16 protein-coding genes and 1 pseudogene are annotated in these 18,300 nt (G+C 72.0%); 12 read left to right on the top strand and 5 right to left on the bottom strand.

Annotated features, from left to right (window positions below; all coding sequences use genetic code 11):
- From BM051_RS09650 to BM051_RS29745, 5 genes and pseudogenes are all read left to right on the top strand, one after another.
- Window positions 1–996: an ABC transporter ATP-binding protein gene (locus tag BM051_RS09650; RefSeq protein WP_092529758.1), complete on the top strand. Its 996-nt coding sequence runs from the start codon at window positions 1–3 to the stop codon at window positions 994–996.
- Window positions 993–2,159 (top strand): ABC transporter ATP-binding protein, encoded by a 1,167-nt coding sequence (locus tag BM051_RS09645; protein WP_092529757.1) that lies wholly within the window; start codon window positions 993–995, stop codon window positions 2,157–2,159. The genes BM051_RS09650 and BM051_RS09645 overlap by 4 nt, the downstream gene beginning before the upstream one ends.
- Window positions 2,160–2,219: 60 nt before the next feature.
- Window positions 2,220–2,861, top strand: coding sequence for an NAD(P)H-binding protein (locus BM051_RS09640; RefSeq protein ID WP_092529756.1), 642 nt, complete (start codon window positions 2,220–2,222; stop codon window positions 2,859–2,861).
- Window positions 2,862–2,899: 38 nt separating this feature from the next.
- Window positions 2,900–3,460 carry a VapC50 family PIN domain-containing toxin gene (locus tag BM051_RS30800; RefSeq protein WP_481725521.1) on the top strand — a complete coding sequence of 187 codons (561 nt, stop codon included), beginning with the start codon at window positions 2,900–2,902 and terminating at the stop codon, window positions 3,458–3,460.
- Window positions 3,358–3,777 (top strand): annotated as a pseudogene (locus BM051_RS29745) (DedA family protein); the annotation flags it as partial. The gene BM051_RS30800 and the pseudogene BM051_RS29745, both read left to right, overlap by 103 nt.
- 11 nt (window positions 3,778–3,788) lie before the next feature.
- On the opposite strand, the gene BM051_RS09630 reads toward BM051_RS29745, so the two are convergent.
- Window positions 3,789–4,820 (bottom strand): EamA family transporter, encoded by a 1,032-nt coding sequence (locus tag BM051_RS09630; RefSeq protein ID WP_092530332.1) that lies wholly within the window; start codon window positions 4,818–4,820, stop codon window positions 3,789–3,791.
- Between the two features lie 111 nt (window positions 4,821–4,931).
- On the opposite strand from BM051_RS09630, the gene BM051_RS09625 reads away from it, so the two are divergent.
- From BM051_RS09625 to BM051_RS09615, 3 genes are all read left to right on the top strand, one after another.
- The gene (locus tag BM051_RS09625; RefSeq protein WP_092529754.1) at window positions 4,932–5,837 is read left to right on the top strand and encodes a LysR family transcriptional regulator; all 906 of its coding nucleotides are present in this window, start codon (window positions 4,932–4,934) and stop codon (window positions 5,835–5,837) included.
- A gap of 823 nt (window positions 5,838–6,660) precedes the next feature.
- Entirely contained in the window at window positions 6,661–6,882 is a 222-nt protein-coding gene (locus BM051_RS09620; RefSeq protein WP_092529753.1) for a hypothetical protein, read from the top strand.
- Between the two features lie 295 nt (window positions 6,883–7,177).
- The gene (locus BM051_RS09615; protein ID WP_243859908.1) at window positions 7,178–8,452 is read left to right on the top strand and encodes a GGDEF domain-containing protein; all 1,275 of its coding nucleotides are present in this window, start codon (window positions 7,178–7,180) and stop codon (window positions 8,450–8,452) included.
- A gap of 32 nt (window positions 8,453–8,484) precedes the next feature.
- Here BM051_RS09615 and BM051_RS09610 read toward each other — a convergent pair whose 3' ends face one another.
- Window positions 8,485–9,954: a hypothetical protein gene (locus BM051_RS09610; RefSeq protein ID WP_092529751.1), complete on the bottom strand. Its 1,470-nt coding sequence runs from the start codon at window positions 9,952–9,954 to the stop codon at window positions 8,485–8,487.
- Window positions 9,955–10,052: 98 nt separating this feature from the next.
- Here BM051_RS09610 and BM051_RS09605 point away from each other — a divergent pair, with 98 nt between their 5' ends.
- Window positions 10,053–10,970, top strand: a complete 918-nt coding sequence (locus tag BM051_RS09605; RefSeq protein WP_092529750.1) for an SDR family oxidoreductase — start codon at window positions 10,053–10,055, stop codon at window positions 10,968–10,970.
- A gap of 568 nt (window positions 10,971–11,538) precedes the next feature.
- Here BM051_RS09605 and BM051_RS09600 read toward each other — a convergent pair.
- Together BM051_RS09600 and leuA are read right to left on the bottom strand one after the other, a co-directional pair.
- A complete protein-coding gene (locus tag BM051_RS09600) occupies window positions 11,539–12,525 on the bottom strand; it encodes a helix-turn-helix transcriptional regulator (RefSeq protein ID WP_092529749.1) in 987 nt (328 codons plus the stop codon).
- A gap of 75 nt (window positions 12,526–12,600) precedes the next feature.
- Window positions 12,601–14,385 (bottom strand): 2-isopropylmalate synthase, encoded by a 1,785-nt coding sequence (gene leuA, locus BM051_RS09595; protein WP_092529748.1) that lies wholly within the window; start codon window positions 14,383–14,385, stop codon window positions 12,601–12,603.
- A gap of 415 nt (window positions 14,386–14,800) precedes the next feature.
- On the opposite strand from leuA, the gene BM051_RS09590 reads away from it, so the two are divergent.
- Window positions 14,801–15,115, top strand: coding sequence for a hypothetical protein (locus BM051_RS09590; RefSeq protein ID WP_092530331.1), 315 nt, complete (start codon window positions 14,801–14,803; stop codon window positions 15,113–15,115).
- Window positions 15,116–15,190: 75 nt separating this feature from the next.
- Here BM051_RS09590 and BM051_RS09585 read toward each other — a convergent pair whose 3' ends face one another.
- Complete coding sequence (locus tag BM051_RS09585; protein ID WP_092529747.1) at window positions 15,191–15,784, bottom strand: nitroreductase family protein; 594 nt, start codon at window positions 15,782–15,784, stop codon at window positions 15,191–15,193.
- Window positions 15,785–15,945: 161 nt separating this feature from the next.
- Between BM051_RS09585 and BM051_RS09580 the strand changes: the two genes are divergently transcribed.
- The gene (locus BM051_RS09580; RefSeq protein WP_092529746.1) at window positions 15,946–17,211 is read left to right on the top strand and encodes an aspartate kinase; all 1,266 of its coding nucleotides are present in this window, start codon (window positions 15,946–15,948) and stop codon (window positions 17,209–17,211) included.
- A complete protein-coding gene (locus BM051_RS09575; RefSeq protein WP_092529745.1) occupies window positions 17,211–18,287 on the top strand; it encodes an aspartate-semialdehyde dehydrogenase in 1,077 nt (358 codons plus the stop codon). Before BM051_RS09580 ends, BM051_RS09575 begins: the two co-directional genes overlap by 1 nt.
- Window positions 18,288–18,300: the final 13 nt, after the last annotated feature.

Genomic DNA, 18,300 nt, shown 5'->3' with positions numbered 1-18,300 from the left:
ATGGCGCTACTCGACGTCCGTGACCTCAGCGTCGTCTTCCACCGCAAGGGCGCGAACCCCTTCACCGCGGTGGACAAGGTGAGCTTCTCCGTCGAGCCCGGGCAGACGGTGGGGCTGGTCGGCGAGTCCGGCTGCGGCAAGTCGGTGACCTCGCTGGCGATCATGCGGCTGCTGGCGAAGCGGGGCAACACGGTGACCGGCTCGGTGCTGTTCGAGGGCACCGACCTGCTGCGGCTGTCCGACCGGGAGATGCGGGACCGCCGCGGCCGCGATCTCGGCATGGTGTTCCAGGACCCGCTGTCCTCGCTCAACCCGGTCATCCCGATCGGCCTGCAGGTCACCGAGGTGCTGGAGCGGCATCGGGACATGTCCCGGCGGCAGGCGAGGGTGGAGGCGGCCGAGCTGCTGGACAAGGTCGGGATCCCCGATCCCGCCCGGCGGCTGGACGAGTACCCGCACCAGCTCTCCGGCGGGATGCGGCAGCGCGCGCTGATCGCGATCGCGCTGGCCTGCCGGCCACGGCTGCTGATCGCCGACGAGCCGACCACCGCGCTCGACGTGACCATCCAGGCGCAGATCCTGGCCGTGCTGGGCGAGTTGGTCCGGGACACCGGCACCGCGCTCATCATGATCACGCACGACCTCGGCGTGGTGGCCGGGCTGTGCGACGAGGTGAACGTCCTCTACGGCGGCCGGATCGTGGAGCGGGCGGAACGGCACGAGCTGTTCGCCCGGCCGCGGCACCCGTACACCCACGGCCTGCTGCGCTCGATCCCGCGGCTGGACGCCCCGCGCGGGGAGAAGCTCTCCCCGATCAGGGGATCGGTGTCGGACAACATCCCGTGGGACAGCGGGTGCGCGTTCGCGCCCCGATGTCCCAATGAGATCGCCACCTGCCGGGAGGTCACGCCGGCACTGGAACCGGCCGAGGGGCGGCTGCTGCGTTGCCACAACCCGGTGTCGTCCACCGTGGTCGCGGGGGAGGGAGTGCGATGAGTGTCGAGTCCGTGGGTGCCGCGTCGACGGGCGCGGTGCCGGCGAGCGCCGAGCCGTTGCTCAGCGTCGAGGACCTGAAGATCCACTTCCCGATCAAGCAGGGCATCGTGTTCGACCGGACGGTCGGCCACGTCTACGCCGTGGACGGGGTGGACCTCGCGGTGCGCCGCGGCGAGACCTACGGCCTTGTCGGCGAGTCCGGGTGCGGCAAGACGACGCTCGGCAGGGGCGTGCTGCGCCTGGTGGAGCCGACCGACGGGAGCGTGCTGTTCGACGGGGTGGACGTCGCATCGTTGCGCGGTGAGGAGCTGCGCCGGATGCGCCGCCGGATGCAGATGATCTTCCAGGACCCGCTGTCTAGTTTGGACCCGAGGCAGTCGGTGGAGTCGATCCTCGTCGAGGGGATGCGGGCGCACGGGCTGGACAGGGGTCGGGAGTCGACCCGGCAGCGGCTGCTCGAGCTGTTGGACTCGGTGGGCCTGCCGCGGACGTCGCTGCGGAAGTACCCGCACGAGTTCTCCGGCGGGCAGCGGCAGCGGATCGGGATCGCCCGCGCGCTGGCCGTCGAGCCGGACCTGATCGTCGCCGACGAGCCGGTGTCCGCGCTGGACGTGTCGGTGCAGGCGCAGGTGATCAACCTGCTGGAGGAGTTGCAGGAGCAGCTCGGCCTGACGTACCTGGTGATCGCGCACGACCTCGCGGTGGTCCGGCACATCTCCGACCGGATCGGGGTGATGTACCTCGGGTCGATCGTGGAGGAGGCCGACTCCGACACGCTGTACCGGGAGCCGCGGCACCCCTACACGCGGGCGCTGCTGTCGGCGATCCCGGTGCCGGACCCGAGGGTGGAGGACGAGCGGGAGCAGATCCTGCTCACCGGGGACCTGCCGTCGCCGGCGAACCCGCCGGCCGGGTGCCGGTTCCACACCCGATGCCCGTGGCGGCAGCCGGAGCGGTGCGACACGGAGCGGCCGGTGCTGCGCGAGCTCGGCGGCGGACACCGGGTGGCCTGCCACTGGGCCGAGGACATCGAGGCGGGGCGGATCAGGCCGCACGAGGTGGAGGCGGAGCTGGTGAGCGCCGGCGGTGGAGTGGTGGAGGTGCCGGACTCGGTGGCCACCACGTTCCGGAGTGGGGGCGGGAGCGGCGTCGCCGGCCCCTGACGCGTTGCCGGCGTCCGGTCAGCGGCTGCGTCGCGCGGGGAAACCCGGCAGGATCGGTCCATGCGGATCACGGTGGTGGGGGCGAGTGGTCGGACTGGGTCGCACGTGGTGCGGCTGCTGTGCCGGCAGGGGCACGAGGTGGTGGCCGGGGTGCGTGCCCGGCGGCGCGGGGACGAGCTCGCCGAGCTCGGCGCCCGACCGGTGGTGGTCGACCTGGCCGCCGACCCGGAGCACATGGTGGACGCGTTCGCCGGGTCGACGGTGGTGATCAACACCGCGGGTGCCGGTGACCCCGACCCGGCGGCGGTGAACCTGGTGGACCGGGACGGCTCGATCGCCGCGATCCGGGCCGCCGAGCGCGCCGGCGTCCAGCGGTTCGTGCAGCTGTCGGCGCAGTTCGCCGACGCGCCGGACCAGGGTGACCGGCTGGTGCGGTCGTTCCTGATGGCGAAGCAGGTGTCGGACACGGTGCTCGGCCGGTCGAGCCTGGTGTGGACGGTGGTGCGGCCGGGCACGCTCACCGACGAGGCACCCACCGGCAGGGTGAAGATCGGCGGGCACCTGGAATCGGGGAGCGTGCCGCGCGCCGACGTGGCCGCCGTGCTGGTGGCCGCCCTGGACGAGCCGCTGACGGAGTACCGCGGCTTCGACGTCCACGGCGGCGACGTCCCCATCCCCGCCGCCCTCGCCGCCCTGGGCTGATCCGCTCGTGTGATCCGCTGACCAGCCGCCTTTCGAATGTGTCGACTCCGCCGTCCTCGCGGCCGCCGTGGTGGGAAACGCCGAGATCGCCGATCGCCGAGATCGCCGAGACCATTGTGGCGTTCGACCTCCGGGACTTCCTCGCGTCGGCGCTCGACCCCTACGACATCAAGGCGCTACATCCCGACGAGTTCCTGCTCGACCAGCTCGACCTGTGTCCGGCAGCGACCCGCGTGGCCGTGGTCCGAGCGGTACGTGACCGGCGGAGTCCACCAGAGCCGACCCACACCTCCCTCGATCGGCTGGCCGAACTGGTGCCGACGTTCGCGACCGCGGTGCGGAACACGGTCCCGCCTCCGCCACCGAGCCGGTGTTCATCACTCTCCGGTGCGTCGACGAGCGCCTGCCACGTACCCTCCGGAGGAGGAAGGGTTGGCGGTGGGCGATGGTCGTCGAGCACTGGTTGGCGGGCGTTCCGCCGCTGTCGGCGTACGCGGTGGTGGCCGGTGTGGTCGGGTTGGAGAGCCTGGGCATCCCGCTGCCCGGCGAGCTCGTGCTGGTCAGCGCGGCCCTGCTGGCCGCGCGCTACCACGGCCTGAGTCCGGTGTGGGTCGCGGCCGGCGCCGGCACCGGCGCGATCGTCGGAGACAGCCTCGGCTACGCGATCGGACGCACGGGCGGTCGCCGAGTCCTCGACCGGCTCGCCCGGCGGTTCCCCGGCCACCTCGGCGCGCACCGCCTGCGCCGGACCGAGCGGCTGGTCGCCACCCGCGGCGCGCTGGCCGTGTTCGGCGGCCGGTTCGTCGCCCTGCTGCGGATGCTCGCCGGACCGCTGGCCGGCGCGCTGCGCATGCCCTACCCCACGTTCCTGGCCGCCAACGTGCTCGGCGGGCTGGTCTGGGCGGCCGGTACCACCGCCCTCGTCTACTACCTCGGCGTGGTGGTGGAGGCCTGGTTGTCCCGGTTGTCCTGGTTCGCGCTGGCGGCGGTGGCCGGCGTCGCGGTCGCCGTGCTCGTCGCGCGCCGAACGCGCCGGAACCGCCGGGAACCGCCGGGCGACGCCTGAGCCGGCGACCACGTTCCCACCAGCACCCCGGTCACCACGGCCATGGCGGCGGCCAGCTCGACCACGGTCGGCCGCTCGCCGAGCAGCACGAACGCCAGCGACATCCCGACCACCGGCACCAGCAGCGCGAACGGCGCGACGACACCCGCGGGATTGCGGCGCAGCAGGGTGGTCCAGATCCCCGAGCCGGCGATGGTGCCGATCAGCACGACGTAACCCAGCCCGGCCAGGCCCCACCATCCGGTGGCGGTGTCGAGCGTGGCCAGCGACGCCCACTGCGCGGCCGGGCCCTCGAACAGCAGTGACAGCGTGAACAGCGGCACCGGCGGCACCACCGACATCCACAGGGTGAGGTGCAGCGGGTTGGCCCTGTCGCCCGGCCGCGGCGCCTGCGCCGGGCTCAGCGCCTGTCGTGAGCAGAGGTTGCCCACCGCCCAGCTCAGCGCGGCCAGCACGGTCAGCACGACCGGCGGCAGCGCGGCGTGCTCTGCACGCTGCCAGCCGATCGCGACCATGCCGGCCACCGCGAGCCCGACGCCGGCGAGCTGACGGGCGGTGACCGGCTCCCGCAGCAGCAGCGCACCGAGCAGCACGGTGAACGGGGCGCACGCCTGCAGCACCAGCGAGGCCAGGCCGGCGGGCATGCCGAGGTCCATGCCGACGAACAGGAAGGCGAACTGGAACGTGCCGAACCCGAGGCCGTACCCGAGCAGCCAGCGCAGCCGCACCGGTGGTCGGGGCACGAGCAGGAGGGTGGGGATCGCGATCACCAGGAACCGCAGCGCGCCGGCGAACAGCGGTGGGAAGTGCTCGACCGCGGCGTGGATGGCGAGGAAGTTGACGCCCCAGATCAGGGCGACCAGTCCGGCGAGCAGGCGGTCTCTCGGTGACATCGGATCCTTCTCCAGGTGCTTCGGCGACAGCACCAGCCTGCGACCGGGAACATTGAAGATCCAGCGATATTATTTTCAGCAACCTTGAAGCAACGCTGTACAGTCGCTCTGGTGGACATCGGCCGGCTCCGGACCCTGCGTGAATTCGCCGACCGCGGCAGCGTGACGGCGGCGGCGCGGGCGCTGCACTGCACGCCGTCCGCGGTCTCGCAGCAGCTGCGCGCGCTGCAGGCGGAGGTGGGCCTGCCGCTCACCGAGCCCGCCGGCCGCGGGCTGCGGCTCACCGACGCCGGCAGGGCGCTGGTGGCCAGGGCCGACGAGGTGCTGGCGGCGGTCGCCCGCGCGGAGTCCGAGCTGGACACCTACCGCCGGTCCCCGCGAGGGAGGGTCCGGCTGGCGCTCTTCCCGTCGGCCGGGCTGCTGCTGTTGCCGGGGCTGCTGCACCGGCTCGCCGGGCACGACCGGCTGGAGCTGGACGTGCGCGACGTCGACATGCCGCCGGCCGAGGTGCCGGGCCTGGTGGCCGACTACGACGTCGTGGTGGCCCATCGCGACGAGTACTCGGCGCCGTTCGACTCTGGCCGGATGGAGGTGGTGCCGCTGCTGCGCGAGCCGCTCGACGTCGTGCTGCCGCCGGGGCACCCGCTGGCCGCGCGGAAGCGGGTGGATCTGTCGGAGCTGGCCGAGGAGCGGTGGATCTGCGCGGACGTCGGCTTCCCGGTGGACGACGTGCTGCGCTCGCTCGCGGTGCGCACCGGGGTGCGGCCGCGGGTGGTGTACCGGATCAACGACTTCCAGGTGATCGAGGCGCTGGTGGCCGCCGGGCACGGGACCGCGCTGCTGCCCAGGTACACCCTGGCCGGCGCCGACGAGCGCCGGTTGGCGTGCCGCCCGCTGGCCGGCATTCGCGCCGCCCGGCTGGTGGAGGCGGTGGCGCGCACCGGTGCCTTCGACCGCCCGGCCGTGGCGGCCGTGCTCGCCGCCCTCCGCGCCGAGGCCGCCGCCGTGACCGGGTGAACCGGAAACACGGGACCGGCGTCCGATGGTGCGAGCTGCCATGATCGAGATGGCTGTCCCGGTTGTCCTGGTTCACGCTGGTGGCTGTGGCAGGCTCGCGATCGGCGTGCTCGTCGCTCGCCGAACGCGCCGGAGGATGTGACACATCGAGCCGACAGCCTGACTGGCTGCGTGGCACCATCGTCCGGTGCCAACTCCCCGTGTTCGACACGACCGGGCCACCCGGTCACGGCCGTGGTTGGCGGTTACGGCAATCGCCGTCGTGATCGCGGTGCCGGTAGTGTTCACCGTCGCCTGGATCGGTTTGAACCACGACGTTCGATACGTACTGGGTTGCCTCCGTGTGGCGGGTGCTTCGGGGCTGTCCGCGTCCGAGGTCTTCGTCCACCGGCCACTCGCCTATCGGTGGACGACGCACTTCTCGCTGTCATCGCGCCGATCGTCGCCGCGGCCCCGGTCGAGTGGCGGCGGGGGCACGGCTGGATCGTCTACACGGCACTGTTCCTCGTCGTCCTCGTGGCAGTGGTCGCTGCACTTTCCGGACGGCTGTCCGTCAAGCTCGGCCGAGCTGCGTGGGGCGTGGTGACGCTCGTGGGGGTTCTCGCGCTGGCCGTTCCGCAGGGGCACTCGAGCCCTTACTCCTTCGACAACATTCACGCCGCCTACACCAACGCCGACCGTGTTGCCTCCGTCCGCTCGATGGACGCGCGGTTGGACGTGCTCCGTGATCACATCGGCGCCGGCACTCGGGTGACCTACCTCGCTTTCGGCGATGTCGACTATGTGCTGGGCAACCCGACGACCTGCCGTTACCCAGTCACCGGTGTTCCTCCAGCGAACCACCTACCTGTCGGGAGTCGACCAGCTGACCAGTTACCGGGAGAATCTCGCCTGCCTGGACGACGATTCCCGCTACCTGATCGTGCAACCATCGTGGTTCCGGATCGACGCCGCGTCCCCGCAGATCCGAGCTGCTGTGAAAGAGCGCTATGACTGCGCGAACGCGATCGACGCTGAAGTGGTGATCGCGTGCCCGCGGCGATGAGACTGGGTTCCACCCGCCTCCGATCGGGTTTCGAGAACTTGCCACGCTTGCCGTTGGCCACCCGACCCCGGCTCGCGTTGCGATAGGGGACCTTGCTGTTGTTATGGGCCGTTCAGGTGGTGTTTCCGTTGCCTTCCTGCTGACGTGCGAAAGCCCTGGGCAGAGCGGGGCGAATTGGTTACCGTAATCGCCCGGTCGCGGTCGGTTCACCCTGGTGAGGGTCATGCTGAGTGTTCGACGGTGGTGGCGTGCGGGATGGGCTCTGTGGGATGAGTCCGCTCCGGTACGTGCCTACGTGTTCACCGTCGTCGGGATCGCGGTCGCGGGGACCGCCGTGGTCGCGCGGACCGTGCCCGTGGACCGGGTCGACTTGGTGCGGTTCGGGGTGCTGGCCGCGGCGGCGGTCGTGCACATCGCGGCCGTGCACATCGGGTTGAGGCGGCAGGTCGAGCGGCAGCGAGAGTACGTCCGTGTCGAGGGCACGCCGTTCATCGACACGAAGAGCGCGTGGAGCTTCGCGGCGCTGATCGTGTTGCCACCCGCGCTGGCGCTGGCCATGGTGGTGTGGACTTACCTGGTGGCGTGGTGGCGGTTCTGGCCGGGGACTCGGCCAGAGCCTTTGTATCGCTGGGTGTTCTCCGCGGCGACCGTGCTTCTGGCCACCCAGGTCGCGGTCGCGGTGCTCGCCGCGGGGATGTGGCACCACCCGGGGCCGCTGGAGCCGAGCCTGGCCGGCGGAGCACGGGATCTCGCCGTCCTGACCGCGGCGGGACTGGTGCGCTGGGCGATCAACACCGGACTGGTGTACGTGGCGTTGGCGCTGTCCACCCCCGGCGTCACGGTGCGCACCCGGTTCGCGAACGCCGGTGAGTACGTCCTGGAAGCCGGGGCGCTCGCCCTCGGGGTGCTCACCGCGGCCGTGTTGGTGAGTTTTCCGGTGCTGCTGGCCGCGATCGTCGTGGTGTTGATCGCGCTGCACCGCGGGCTGCTCGTGTGGCAGTTCCAACTGCAGTCGCGGCTGGACGGCAAGACGGCACTGGCATCACCTCGTTGGTGGACGCAGGCCACCGAGAAGCTGCTGGCCGCCGCGCGCACCAAGGCGCAGGCGGTCGGCGTGCTCGTCGTCGACGTGGACCACTTCAAGACGGTCAACGACACTTTCGGCCATCCGGTCGGGGACCGGGTGCTGCGCGCGGTCGCCGACGCGATCCGCGGCGAGATCCGCAACGAGGACCTCGCCGGACGCTATGGGGGCGACGAGTTCGCCGTCGCCGTCCCCGCGGTCACCGACCGCGACCTGGTGGCGATCGCCGACCGCATCCGTCGGCGGATCGCGGCCATCCGCATCGACGACCACCTTCCCGCGGACGACCCCGCTCGGGGAAGAGACGCCGCCGTGACGGTGTCGATCGGCGCGGCGTGTTACCACGGCCCGGCGCCGGGCAGCCTGGATGAGCTCGTCCGCGCCGCTGACACCGCCCTGTACCGGGCGAAGAAGGCTGGCCGCGACCGGGTTCACCTGGGGCAGTGTCGAACCGGGCGATTTCCAGGGCCGCGCACCGCTCGCTGACTCACCTGCTCGGGGCGCCGCTCACCGGCGCGCTACACCGAACGGCGCATGAGGCCGGTGAAGCCGGCGACGAACAGGGTCAGGAACGCCCACGTGAGCGCCTGCAGCACCCAGTTCCCGGCGATCACCGCCTGCCCCAGACCGCCGCTCGCGTCGATCACGCAGCGCTGCGTGCCGTCCGTGCGGATCAACGGCGTGGCGGCGCCCACCGCGAGCCCCACCTGCTCCACCACCGAGCACCGACCGGGCGCGCCCGCCCGGTCGACCAGCCCCGCCGACCCGGCCACCCCCACGGTGAGCAGCACCGATCCGAGCACCGCGCCCAGCAACCACAGCAGCGCCAACCCCGGCCGGTAGCCGTAACCCACGGTCAGCCCGGTCACCCGGTGCCACAGCCGCCCCCAGAACCCCAGGTCGCCCCGGCGCAGCAGGTCCCGCTGCCGGGCGATGTGGATGCGCCGCACGTCCCGCTCGTGCCCCGCCGCCCGGTGCGCGGCCGCGAGCTGGAAGTACGGCTGGCTCGCGTAGTACGTCGTTCTGGTCGCCAGCAGCTCCAGCCACTCCGCCAGGGTGGCCTCGCTGATCGTGCCGGTGTAGGTCAGCCCGTTGACGTCGAGCGCGCCCTCGGCGAACGACGCCGGCAGCAGCACGTCCCCACCCACCTCGACCCGGGAGAGGTTCACCGCGAGGTCACCCGGCGCCAGCGCGCTCGCCCGACCGCCCTCACACATCAGCCGCCCACCGATCCGCGCCCCGACCAGCCGCACGGTCCCGCTGTCCCGCCTCCCCTCGGCGGCGAAACCGTGGTTCAGCATCACGTTGCTGCCGGTCCGCAGGTAGTCGGCGACCAGCGCCGGCCCGTTCGGGTTCACCACCCGCGCACCGCCCATGTTGAGCTGCCCACCGAGCTCCGCGCCGGGCAGCCGAACCGCCCCGAGCTCGGCGCCGCCCTCCGCCGAGAAGCCCTGGTTGAGAAACACCCCGCCGCCGGTCCGCAGGTTGCTCGCCTGCAGCGCCACGCCCTCCGGGGTGCTCAGCCGGGTGCCGCTCAGGTTGAGCAACCCGCCGATCCGGCAACCGCCGAGGTGCACCACGGGATACGGACCGGCGTTGTGCAGCCTCGCGTCGCGCAGGGTGAGGGTGCGGGCGATCTCCGCCTCCTGCGCCGCGATCCCCACACCCACCAGCCCCGAGAGATCCAGCGCCGGGAACCGCCCTCCCATCAGCCGGATCGGCTCGTCGGCACGGCAGTCGAGCAGCCGCAGCGGCAGCGGGCTGTCGACCTCGGCCAGGTCGAGGGCGCCCACGATCCGCGCCCCGCGCACCCAGATACCCCGCGGGTCCGCCGGCGACTCGTGCTGGTCCAGCACCACCTGCCGGATCAGCTCGGCCCGCAGCTCGGGCGCCGGACCGTCGGTGAGGTCGAGCCGCTCGCCGGCCGCCACGGCGTGCAGGAACCCGTTCTCGGTCTCGGTTGGCTCCGGAGGAGTGAGGCGGTTCACGCCGGAAGGTTAGCGCCGGCCGGGCAACCACGACGGCGGTTGACGGGGTTGCCCGCGATGGTGGTCGGCACAGGCGAGCCACGACGAGAAGGAGCACGATGAGCGGAGCGTTGCGCGGCAAGGTGGCACTGGTCGCGGGCGGCACCCGGGGGGCGAGCCGGGCGATCGCGGTGGAGCTGGGTCGGGCGGGCGCCACGGTGTACGTCACCGGGCGGACCACCCGCACCGAGCGCTCGGAGGTCGACCGGCCGGAGTCCATCGAGGACACCGCCGAGCTGGTCGCCGCGGCCGGCGGCGAGGCCGTCCCGATCCGCGTCGACCACCTCGACCCCGCGCGGGTGAAGGCGCTCGCCGAGCGGATCGACGCCGACCACGGCCGGCTCGACGTCCTGGTCGACGGAGTGTGGGGCGGCGACCACTACATCGAGTGGGGCAAGCCCGTGTGGGAGCACTCGCTGGAGGGCGCGCTCCGGCAGATCCGGCTGGGCATCGACGCGCACGTCATCACCAGCCACCACCTGCTGCCGCTGCTGATCCGCCGCCCCGGCGGGCTGGTGGTGGAGATGACCGACGGCACCGCCGAGTACAACGCCCGGTTCCGCAAGGGCACCTCGCTGTCGTTCTACGTCGCCAAGACGGCCGCGCACCACCTCGCCATCGCGCAGGCCGAGGAGCTGCGGCCGCACGGCGGCGTGGCCGTGGCGATGACCCCGGGCTGGCTGCGGTCCGAGGCCATGCTGGAGATCTACGGGGTCACCGAGGAGAACTGGCGCGACGCGCTGGTGAAGGAGCCGCACTTCGGCATCTCCGAGTCGCCCACCTTCGTCGGCAGGACGGTGGCCGCGCTCGCCGCGGATCCGGACGCCGCGCGGTTCACCGGGCAGACCCTGTCCAGCGGGCAGCTGGCGAAGATCTACGACGTCGACGACGTGGACGGCAGCCGGCCGGACGGCTGGCGCTACCTCGTGGAGGTTCAGGACGCCGGCAAGCCGGCGGATCCGACGGGGTACCGGTAGCGCTTCGGGGCGAAATCCCTCGAGCTGCACCGCCTCGTCGGGTGCGTCGTCCCGCGTCCCCTTCTGGGAAGCCGGCAGTGTCCACAGGACCGGCAAGGACGAAGGGGACGGGGGCAAACCAAGGCCACGCCACGCCTCGGGGTCAGCGGGCGTGAGGGTGTTGTCCGAGGATCACCGCCAGCTCGAGGCACACCTCACTAGGCGCGGAGCATCAGCCATTCCCCCTCCCCACCCCGATCCGAAGCCGCTTTGCGGTCGGCGGTGCCGTGTCAAGCCACTCTTTCCCGGCTTGACACGGTGCCGACGATCGTCAACACAATCCGGCTTCGGGGTGGGGACCCGAGGGACATGGCAACCCAGCTCGGCAGTAACCCCAGCTCCACCCGCAATCCCAGCCAGGCAGCGACGAGACGTCGAGTTGTCCACATCGCTCCCAACCATCCACAGATCTCACGCGACACCGCACCGGCACCCCGACGGCGATACGCTGGACCGCCCGGCGCCCCCGGGGTGGGCGGGCCCGCACCCCCGAGCCGGCTTCGCGCCCAGCGGCCCGAGCGCGGGGCCGTCACGGGCTGTTGCGGGCCAGCATGCATCGAGCCAGGTCGGCGAAGGCGTTTCGCAGCTCCGCCGGTGCCACGATCTCCACCTCGGGACCCAGGGCGAGCAGCTGCCGGACGGCGATGTCGAAGCTCTCCAGCGGAACGTCGGCCTCGATCCAGCCGTCCGCGTCGGGCGGCCCGGCCGCGTCCAGCACCTCCGCGACGTGGTCCGCGCCCAGCACCCCGGGCAGCGCCCGCCGGCCGGCCGGGCTCAGCCGCAGTCGCGCCCGTTCGCGCAGCAGCGCCCGCTCAAAGCTGTCGGAGGACCGTCGCCACCACTGGGCCAGGTCGAAGCCCGGCGGCCGGTCGAACCGCTCGGGCAGCTCCTCCGCGGCGACGATCCGGGCCACCCGGTACGTACGGACCGCGGAGCGTTCGGAACTGGCGTCCGGCACCCTGGCCACCAGGTACCAGACACCGGCCTTGAGCACCAGCCCGAGCGGCTCCAGCACCCGCTCGACCTCCTGGTCGCCCCGCCGGTAGCGGATCCGCAGCCGTTGCCGCGTCCACACCGCCCTGGCCACCGTCCCCAACTCCGCGGCCTGGTCCTCACCGCGGAACCAGCCGGGCGCGTCGAGGTGGAACCGCTGCGCCACCTCCTGCGCCTGCTCCCGCAGCTCGGTGGGCAGGGACGCGCTGACCTTCGCGTGCGCGCCGGCGACGGCGGTGCCGAGGCCGAGCTCGGTCAGTGCCCTGGGCACCCCCATCGCGAAGAGCGCCACCGCCTCCCGGGAGGTCAACCCGTCCAGCCGGCTGCGCCACCCGGCGACCAGCCGCACTCCGCCGTGCCGACCCGGCTCCGTCCAGATCGGAACGCCCGTGTCGCGCAGCGTGGCCAGGTCGCGCTGCATCGTCCGCTCGGACACGCCGAGCGCCGCGGCCAGCTCCGGCACCGTCGCGTTGCGCCGGCTCTGCAGCGTGAACAGCAGCGCCACCAGGCGTTCCGCTCGCATCGCTCGATCATCCCCCAGCCGGGCACCGCGCGTCGCCCGCCGCGCCGGAACGGACCCGGCGCGGCGGGCCGGTGCTCACCGCTGGGCGCGGTTGACCGCGGACACCACCGCGCGCAGCGACGCGGTGACGATCGAAGGGTCGATCCCGACGCCCCAGTACACCCTGTCGCCGACGGCGCACTCGATGTACGAGGCGGCCTTGGCGTCGTCACCGGGGCTGAGGGTGTGCTCGCTGTAGTCCATCAGCCGCAGGTCGTAGCCCACGGTGGACAGCGCGTCGAAGAACGCGGCGATCGGCCCGTTGCCCCTGCCGGTGATCTCGTGCTCCTCGCCCTCGACCCGCACCGTGGCGGTGAGCTCGTACTCGCCGTTCGCGGTGACGTGCTGCCGGACCAGCTCCACCGGGGCCCGCGCGTCCAGGTACTCCGCGGAGAACACCTCCCACATGGTCCGCGGGTCGACCTCGCCGCCCTGGGTGTCCGTGCGCCGCTGGATCACCTGGGCGAACTCGATCTGCAGCCGGCGCGGCAGGTCCAGCTGGTGCTCGGACTTCATGATGTAGGCGATGCCGCCCTTGCCGGACTGCGAGTTCACCCGGATCACGGCCTCGTAGGTCCGGCCGACGTCCTTCGGGTCGATCGGCAGGTACGGCACCTCCCACGGGTGGGAGTCCATCGGCACGCCGGCGCGCTCGGCGTCCCGGCGCAGCGCGTCGAAGCCCTTGTTGATCGCGTCCTGGTGACTGCCCGAGAACGCGGTGAACACCAGGTCGCCGCCCCAGGGGCTGCGCTCGGGCACCGGCAGCTGGTTGCAGTACTCGACCGTCCGCTTGATCTCGTCCATGTCGGAGAAGTCGATCTGCGGGTCGATGCCCTGGCTGAACAGGTTCATCCCCAGCGCGACCAGGTCGACATTGCCGGTGCGCTCGCCGTTGCCGAACAGGCAGCCCTCGATCCGGTCACCGCCGGCCAGGTGGCCCAGCTCGGCGGCGGCGACGCCGGTGCCGCGGTCGTTGTGCGGGTGCAGCGACAGGATCACCGCGTCGCGCCGGTCCAGGTTCCGGCTCATCCACTCGATCGAGTCGGCGTAGACGTTCGGCGTCGCCATCTCGACCGTCGCCGGCAGGTTCAGGATGATCGGCCGCTCCGGGGTGGGCTGCCACACGTCGGTGACCGCGTTGCACACCTCGGCGGCGAAGGACAGCTCGGTGCCGGTGTAGGACTCCGGCGAGTACTGGAACCGGAAGTCGGTGTCGGAGTACTTGTTCGCGTACTCCACCACCAGCTCGGCGGCCTGCAGGGCGATCTTCTTGATCCCCTCGCGCTCCTCCCGGAACACCACCCGCCGCTGCAGGATCGAGGTCGAGTTGTAGATGTGCACGATGGCCCTCGGCGCGCCCTCCAGCGCGGCGAAGGTCCGCTCGATCAGGTCCGGCCGGCACTGGGTCAGCACCTGGATCCGCACGTCGTCCGGGATCGCGTTGTCCTCGATGATCTCCCGGACGAAGTCGAAGTCGGTCTGGCTGGCCGCGGGGAAGCCGACCTCGATCTCCTTGTAGCCCATCCGCACCAGCAGCTCGAAGAACTTGCGCTTGCGGGCCGGCGACATCGGGTCGATCAGCGCCTGGTTGCCGTCGCGCAGGTCCACCGCGCACCACAGCGGTGCCCGCTCGGCGCGCTTGGCCGGCCAGGTGCGGTCGGGCAGGTCGATGTTCTCCACCAGCTCGTACCACGGCCGGTAGCGGTGTACCGGCATCGAGCTGCCGCGCTGCAGGTTCCAGCTCGGCTGCCCGTCAGGGGCGGGCCGGGACGGCGTGCGGATGCGGCTGGTGCTGGCGGAAGGGAAGTCGGGCGTGCTCATGCTCTCGGGTGCTCCTGCTTCGGAAGGGTGCTTGCGCTGGGGCGACCGGCGGCATCACGACGCACCGCGACGAGGAGCCGGTCTGGTCAGGCCCCGTCGCGGCAGCGAAGCAGGAGGGCACGCGCCACGGGCCCACTGTAACCACCCGGCAGCGGTTGTGGAAGGCGGGGCGCGACCAAACCGTTACCGCGGGCCGCGCCACGGGGTTACTCGCCCGTAGCGTTCGCCGGGGGCACGTGCCAGACTGCCCACCATGGCCGAGCACGCCGAGAGGTCGGAACGGAACCGCAGGGCCGCCGACACCAGCGACGGCAGCGACCCGGACGCCACCCGCGCGCTGCCCCCGGTCGACGCCGCGGGTTACGGCAACCATGCCGCGCCGGACGAGACGGAGGAAACCCCCGCGCGCCGTCGGGTGGACTGGCTCGCCGTCAAGGACCGGATCGTCGGCCTGCTCGCCGGCATCGTCCGCTGGGTCGGCCTGGCGTTCGCGGCCATCCTCGTGCTGCACGTCGTCTTCGTGGTCGGCGACGCCAACCCGGACAACGGCATCGTCTCGTTCGTGCGCGACTGGTCGGACTCGCTGGCCCTGGGCTTCAAGGACCTGTTCACCCCAGACGACGCCAAGCTGCGGGTGCTGGTGAACTACGGCATCGCGGCGATCTTCTGGCTGATCGTGTCCTCGGTGCTGGCCCGGATCATCCGCAGGATCGGCGGCACCTCCCTCTAGCGCCCGCCCCAGCGGGCGATCAGCCCCACGCCATGAAGGCCACCTTGGTCGCGCTCAACGCCATGAAGGTGGCCTTCATGGCACGGCCGGGGTGCCCCAACGGTCGGTGAAGGCCAGCTCGACCAGCGGCAGCCGCTCCCGGGCGGCGCGCTCCCGCTCGATCCGGCGCGGGTCGCCCAGCACCTCCGCCCCGGTCGGCGTTCCCACCGCGATCGCCACCACCGGGCGGGCCTCGTCGGGCAGCGCGAACTCGCGGCGCACCGCCTCGGGGTCGAAGCCGGCCATCTGGTGCGCGGCGAGGCCCTCGGCCACCGCCTGCAGCACCAGGTTCTGGGTGGCCAGCCCCACCCCGTACTCGGCGAAGGGCACCTCGCCCTTGGCGTTGCGGGTCACCGCGACGGCCACCAGCAGCGCCGACGCCCGGTGCGCCCAGCTCTGGTTGTTCTCCGACAGCGTGCCGAGCAGCCGGGTGAACGACGCGTCCGGCCGCCGGCCCACCAGGTACCGCGCCGGCTGGGTGTTGCCGTACGACGCCGCCCACCGGGCCGCCTCCAGCAGGGCGCGCAACGCGCGGTCGGGCAGCACCGCGTCGGGGTCGAAGGCGCGCGGGCTCCACCGGTGGGCGATCAGGTCGTGCACGGGCACATCCGTCTGCGCGAGCTTGTCCATGCCGGGATCCTCGCACTCCCCCGGAAGTGGTCGGGACCACAGAGACGGGTGGGTGCGGGTGGCGACCCCGGTAGGCTGACCGGTCAGAGTCGGACGAAATGCGGGTGCGCGGCATTCTCGGCACGTGAGGCGGCGGGCGCCCGACGAGGAGGTACGAGCACGTGGCGCTCGTGGTCCAGAAGTACGGTGGTTCGTCGCTGGAGAGCGCTGACCGGATCAAGCGGGTGGCCGAACGCATCGTGGCCACCAAGAAGGCGGGCAACGAGGTGGTGGTGGTCTGCTCGGCGATGGGCGACACCACCGACGAGCTCCTCGACCTCGCGCAGGAGGTGAACCCCGTCCCGCCCGAGCGTGAGATGGACATGCTGCTCACCGCCGGCGAGCGCATCTCCAACGCGCTGGTCGCGATGGCCATCTCCGCGCTGGGCGCCGAGGCGTGGTCGTTCACCGGGTCGCAGGCCGGGGTGGTCACCACCTCGGTGCACGGCAACGCGCGGATCATCGACGTCTCACCGAGCCGGGTCAGCGAGGCACTGGAGCAGGGCTACATCGCGCTGGTGGCCGGCTTCCAGGGGGTCTCGCAGGACACCAAGGACATCACCACGCTCGGCCGGGGCGGCTCGGACACCACCGCGGTGGCGCTGGCCGCCGCGCTGAACGCCGACGTGTGCGAGATCTACTCCGATGTGGACGGTGTGTACACCGCCGACCCGCGGATCGTGTCCAACGCCAGGAAGATGGACACGATCCCGTACGAGGAGATGCTCGAGCTGGCCGCATCGGGGTCGAAGATCCTGCACCTGCGCTCGGTCGAGTACGCCCGCCGCTACGGCGTGCCGATCCGGGTCCGCTCTTCCTACAGCGACAAGCCGGGCACGACGGTCGCCGGCTCGATTGAGGAGATCCCCGTGGAACAGGCATTGATCACCGGTGTGGCGCACGACCGGTCGGAGGCCAAGATCACCGTGACGGGGGTGCCGGACACCGCGGGTGCCGCGGCGCGCATCTTCCGGGTGGTCGCCGAAGCCGAGATCGACATCGACATGGTGCTGCAGAACATCTCCAACACCAGCTCGGGCCGCACCGACATCACCTTCACCCTCTCCAAGGCCAACGGGCCGAAGGCGGTGGAGGAGCTGGAGAAGATCAAGGACGCGCTCGGCTTCAGCTCGGTGCTCTACGACGACCACGTCGGCAAGGTGTCGCTGGTCGGCGCGGGCATGCGCTCGCACCCCGGGGTCACCGCGACCTTCTGCGAGGCGCTGGCCAAGGCCGGGGTGAACATCGAGATCATCAACACGTCGGAGATCCGCATCTCGGTGCTGATCCGGGACGAGCGGGTGGACGACGCCGTGCGCGCGATCCACGACGCGTTCGAGCTGGGCGGCGACGAGGAGGCGGTCGTGTACGCGGGGAGTGGTCGCTGATGGCTCCGACACTGGCACTCGTCGGTGCGACCGGCGCGGTCGGCACCGTCATGATCGACATCATCAACGGCAGGGACACCGTGCCGTGGGGGGAGATTCGGCTGATCGCCTCGGCGCGCTCGGCCGGCAAGCGGATCCCGGTGCGGGGCACCGAGCACACGGTCGTCGAGCTGACCCCGGAGGCGTTCGACGGCGTCGACATCGCGATGTTCGACGTGCCGGACGAGATCTCCGCGGAGTGGGCGCCGATCGCGGCCGAGCGGGGCGCGATCGTGGTCGACAACTCCGGCGCGTTCCGGATGGACGACCAGGTGCCGCTGGTGGTGCCGGAGGTCAACGCGAACCAGCTCGCCGACCGGGCCAACTTCCCCAAGGGGATCATCGCCAACCCGAACTGCACGACACTGTCCATGATGGCCGCGCTCGGCGCGCTGCACCGGGAGTTCCAGCTCACCGAGCTGGTGGTGGCCTCCTACCAGGCCGCGTCCGGCGCGGGGCAGGGCGGCATCGACCGGCTGTACGCCGAGCTGGAGGCCGTGGCGGGCAAGGGCCTCGGCGCGCGGGCCGGTGACGTGCGGGCCGCGGTCGAGGCCGCCGGACTGTCCCTTGCGGACACCCCGTTCGCCGGGACGCCGCTGGCGCTCAACGTGGTTCCCTCCGCCGGGTCCCACAAGGGCGACGGGTGGTTCTCCGAGGAGCTGAAGGTGCGCAACGAGTCGCGCAAGATCCTCGGCATCCCGGACCTGAGGGTGTCGGCCACCTGCGTGCGGGTCCCGGTGGTCACCACGCACTCGCTGGCCGTGCACGCCACGTTCGCCCGGGAGGTCACCGTGGAGGCCGCGCACAAGGTGTTCACCGCGCAGGCGTCGATCGTGCTGATGGACGACCCGGAGGGCGGCGTGTTCCCGACGCCGGCCGACGTGGTCGGCGGTGACCCGACGTACGTGGGCAGGGTGCGGCAGGCGCTGGACTTCCCGAACACGCTCGACTTCTTCGTGTGCGGGGACAACCTGCGCAAGGGCGCCGCGCTGAACACCTACGAGGTCGCCGAGCAGCTGGCCCCGCGGCTGTCCTGACCCCGCCGGAAAT

It is taken from the genome of Amycolatopsis arida (assembly GCF_900115565.1).
GTDB classification, from domain to species: domain Bacteria; phylum Actinomycetota; class Actinomycetes; order Mycobacteriales; family Pseudonocardiaceae; genus Yuhushiella; species Yuhushiella arida.
This window is presented reverse-complemented; position numbering and strand designations above follow the sequence as displayed.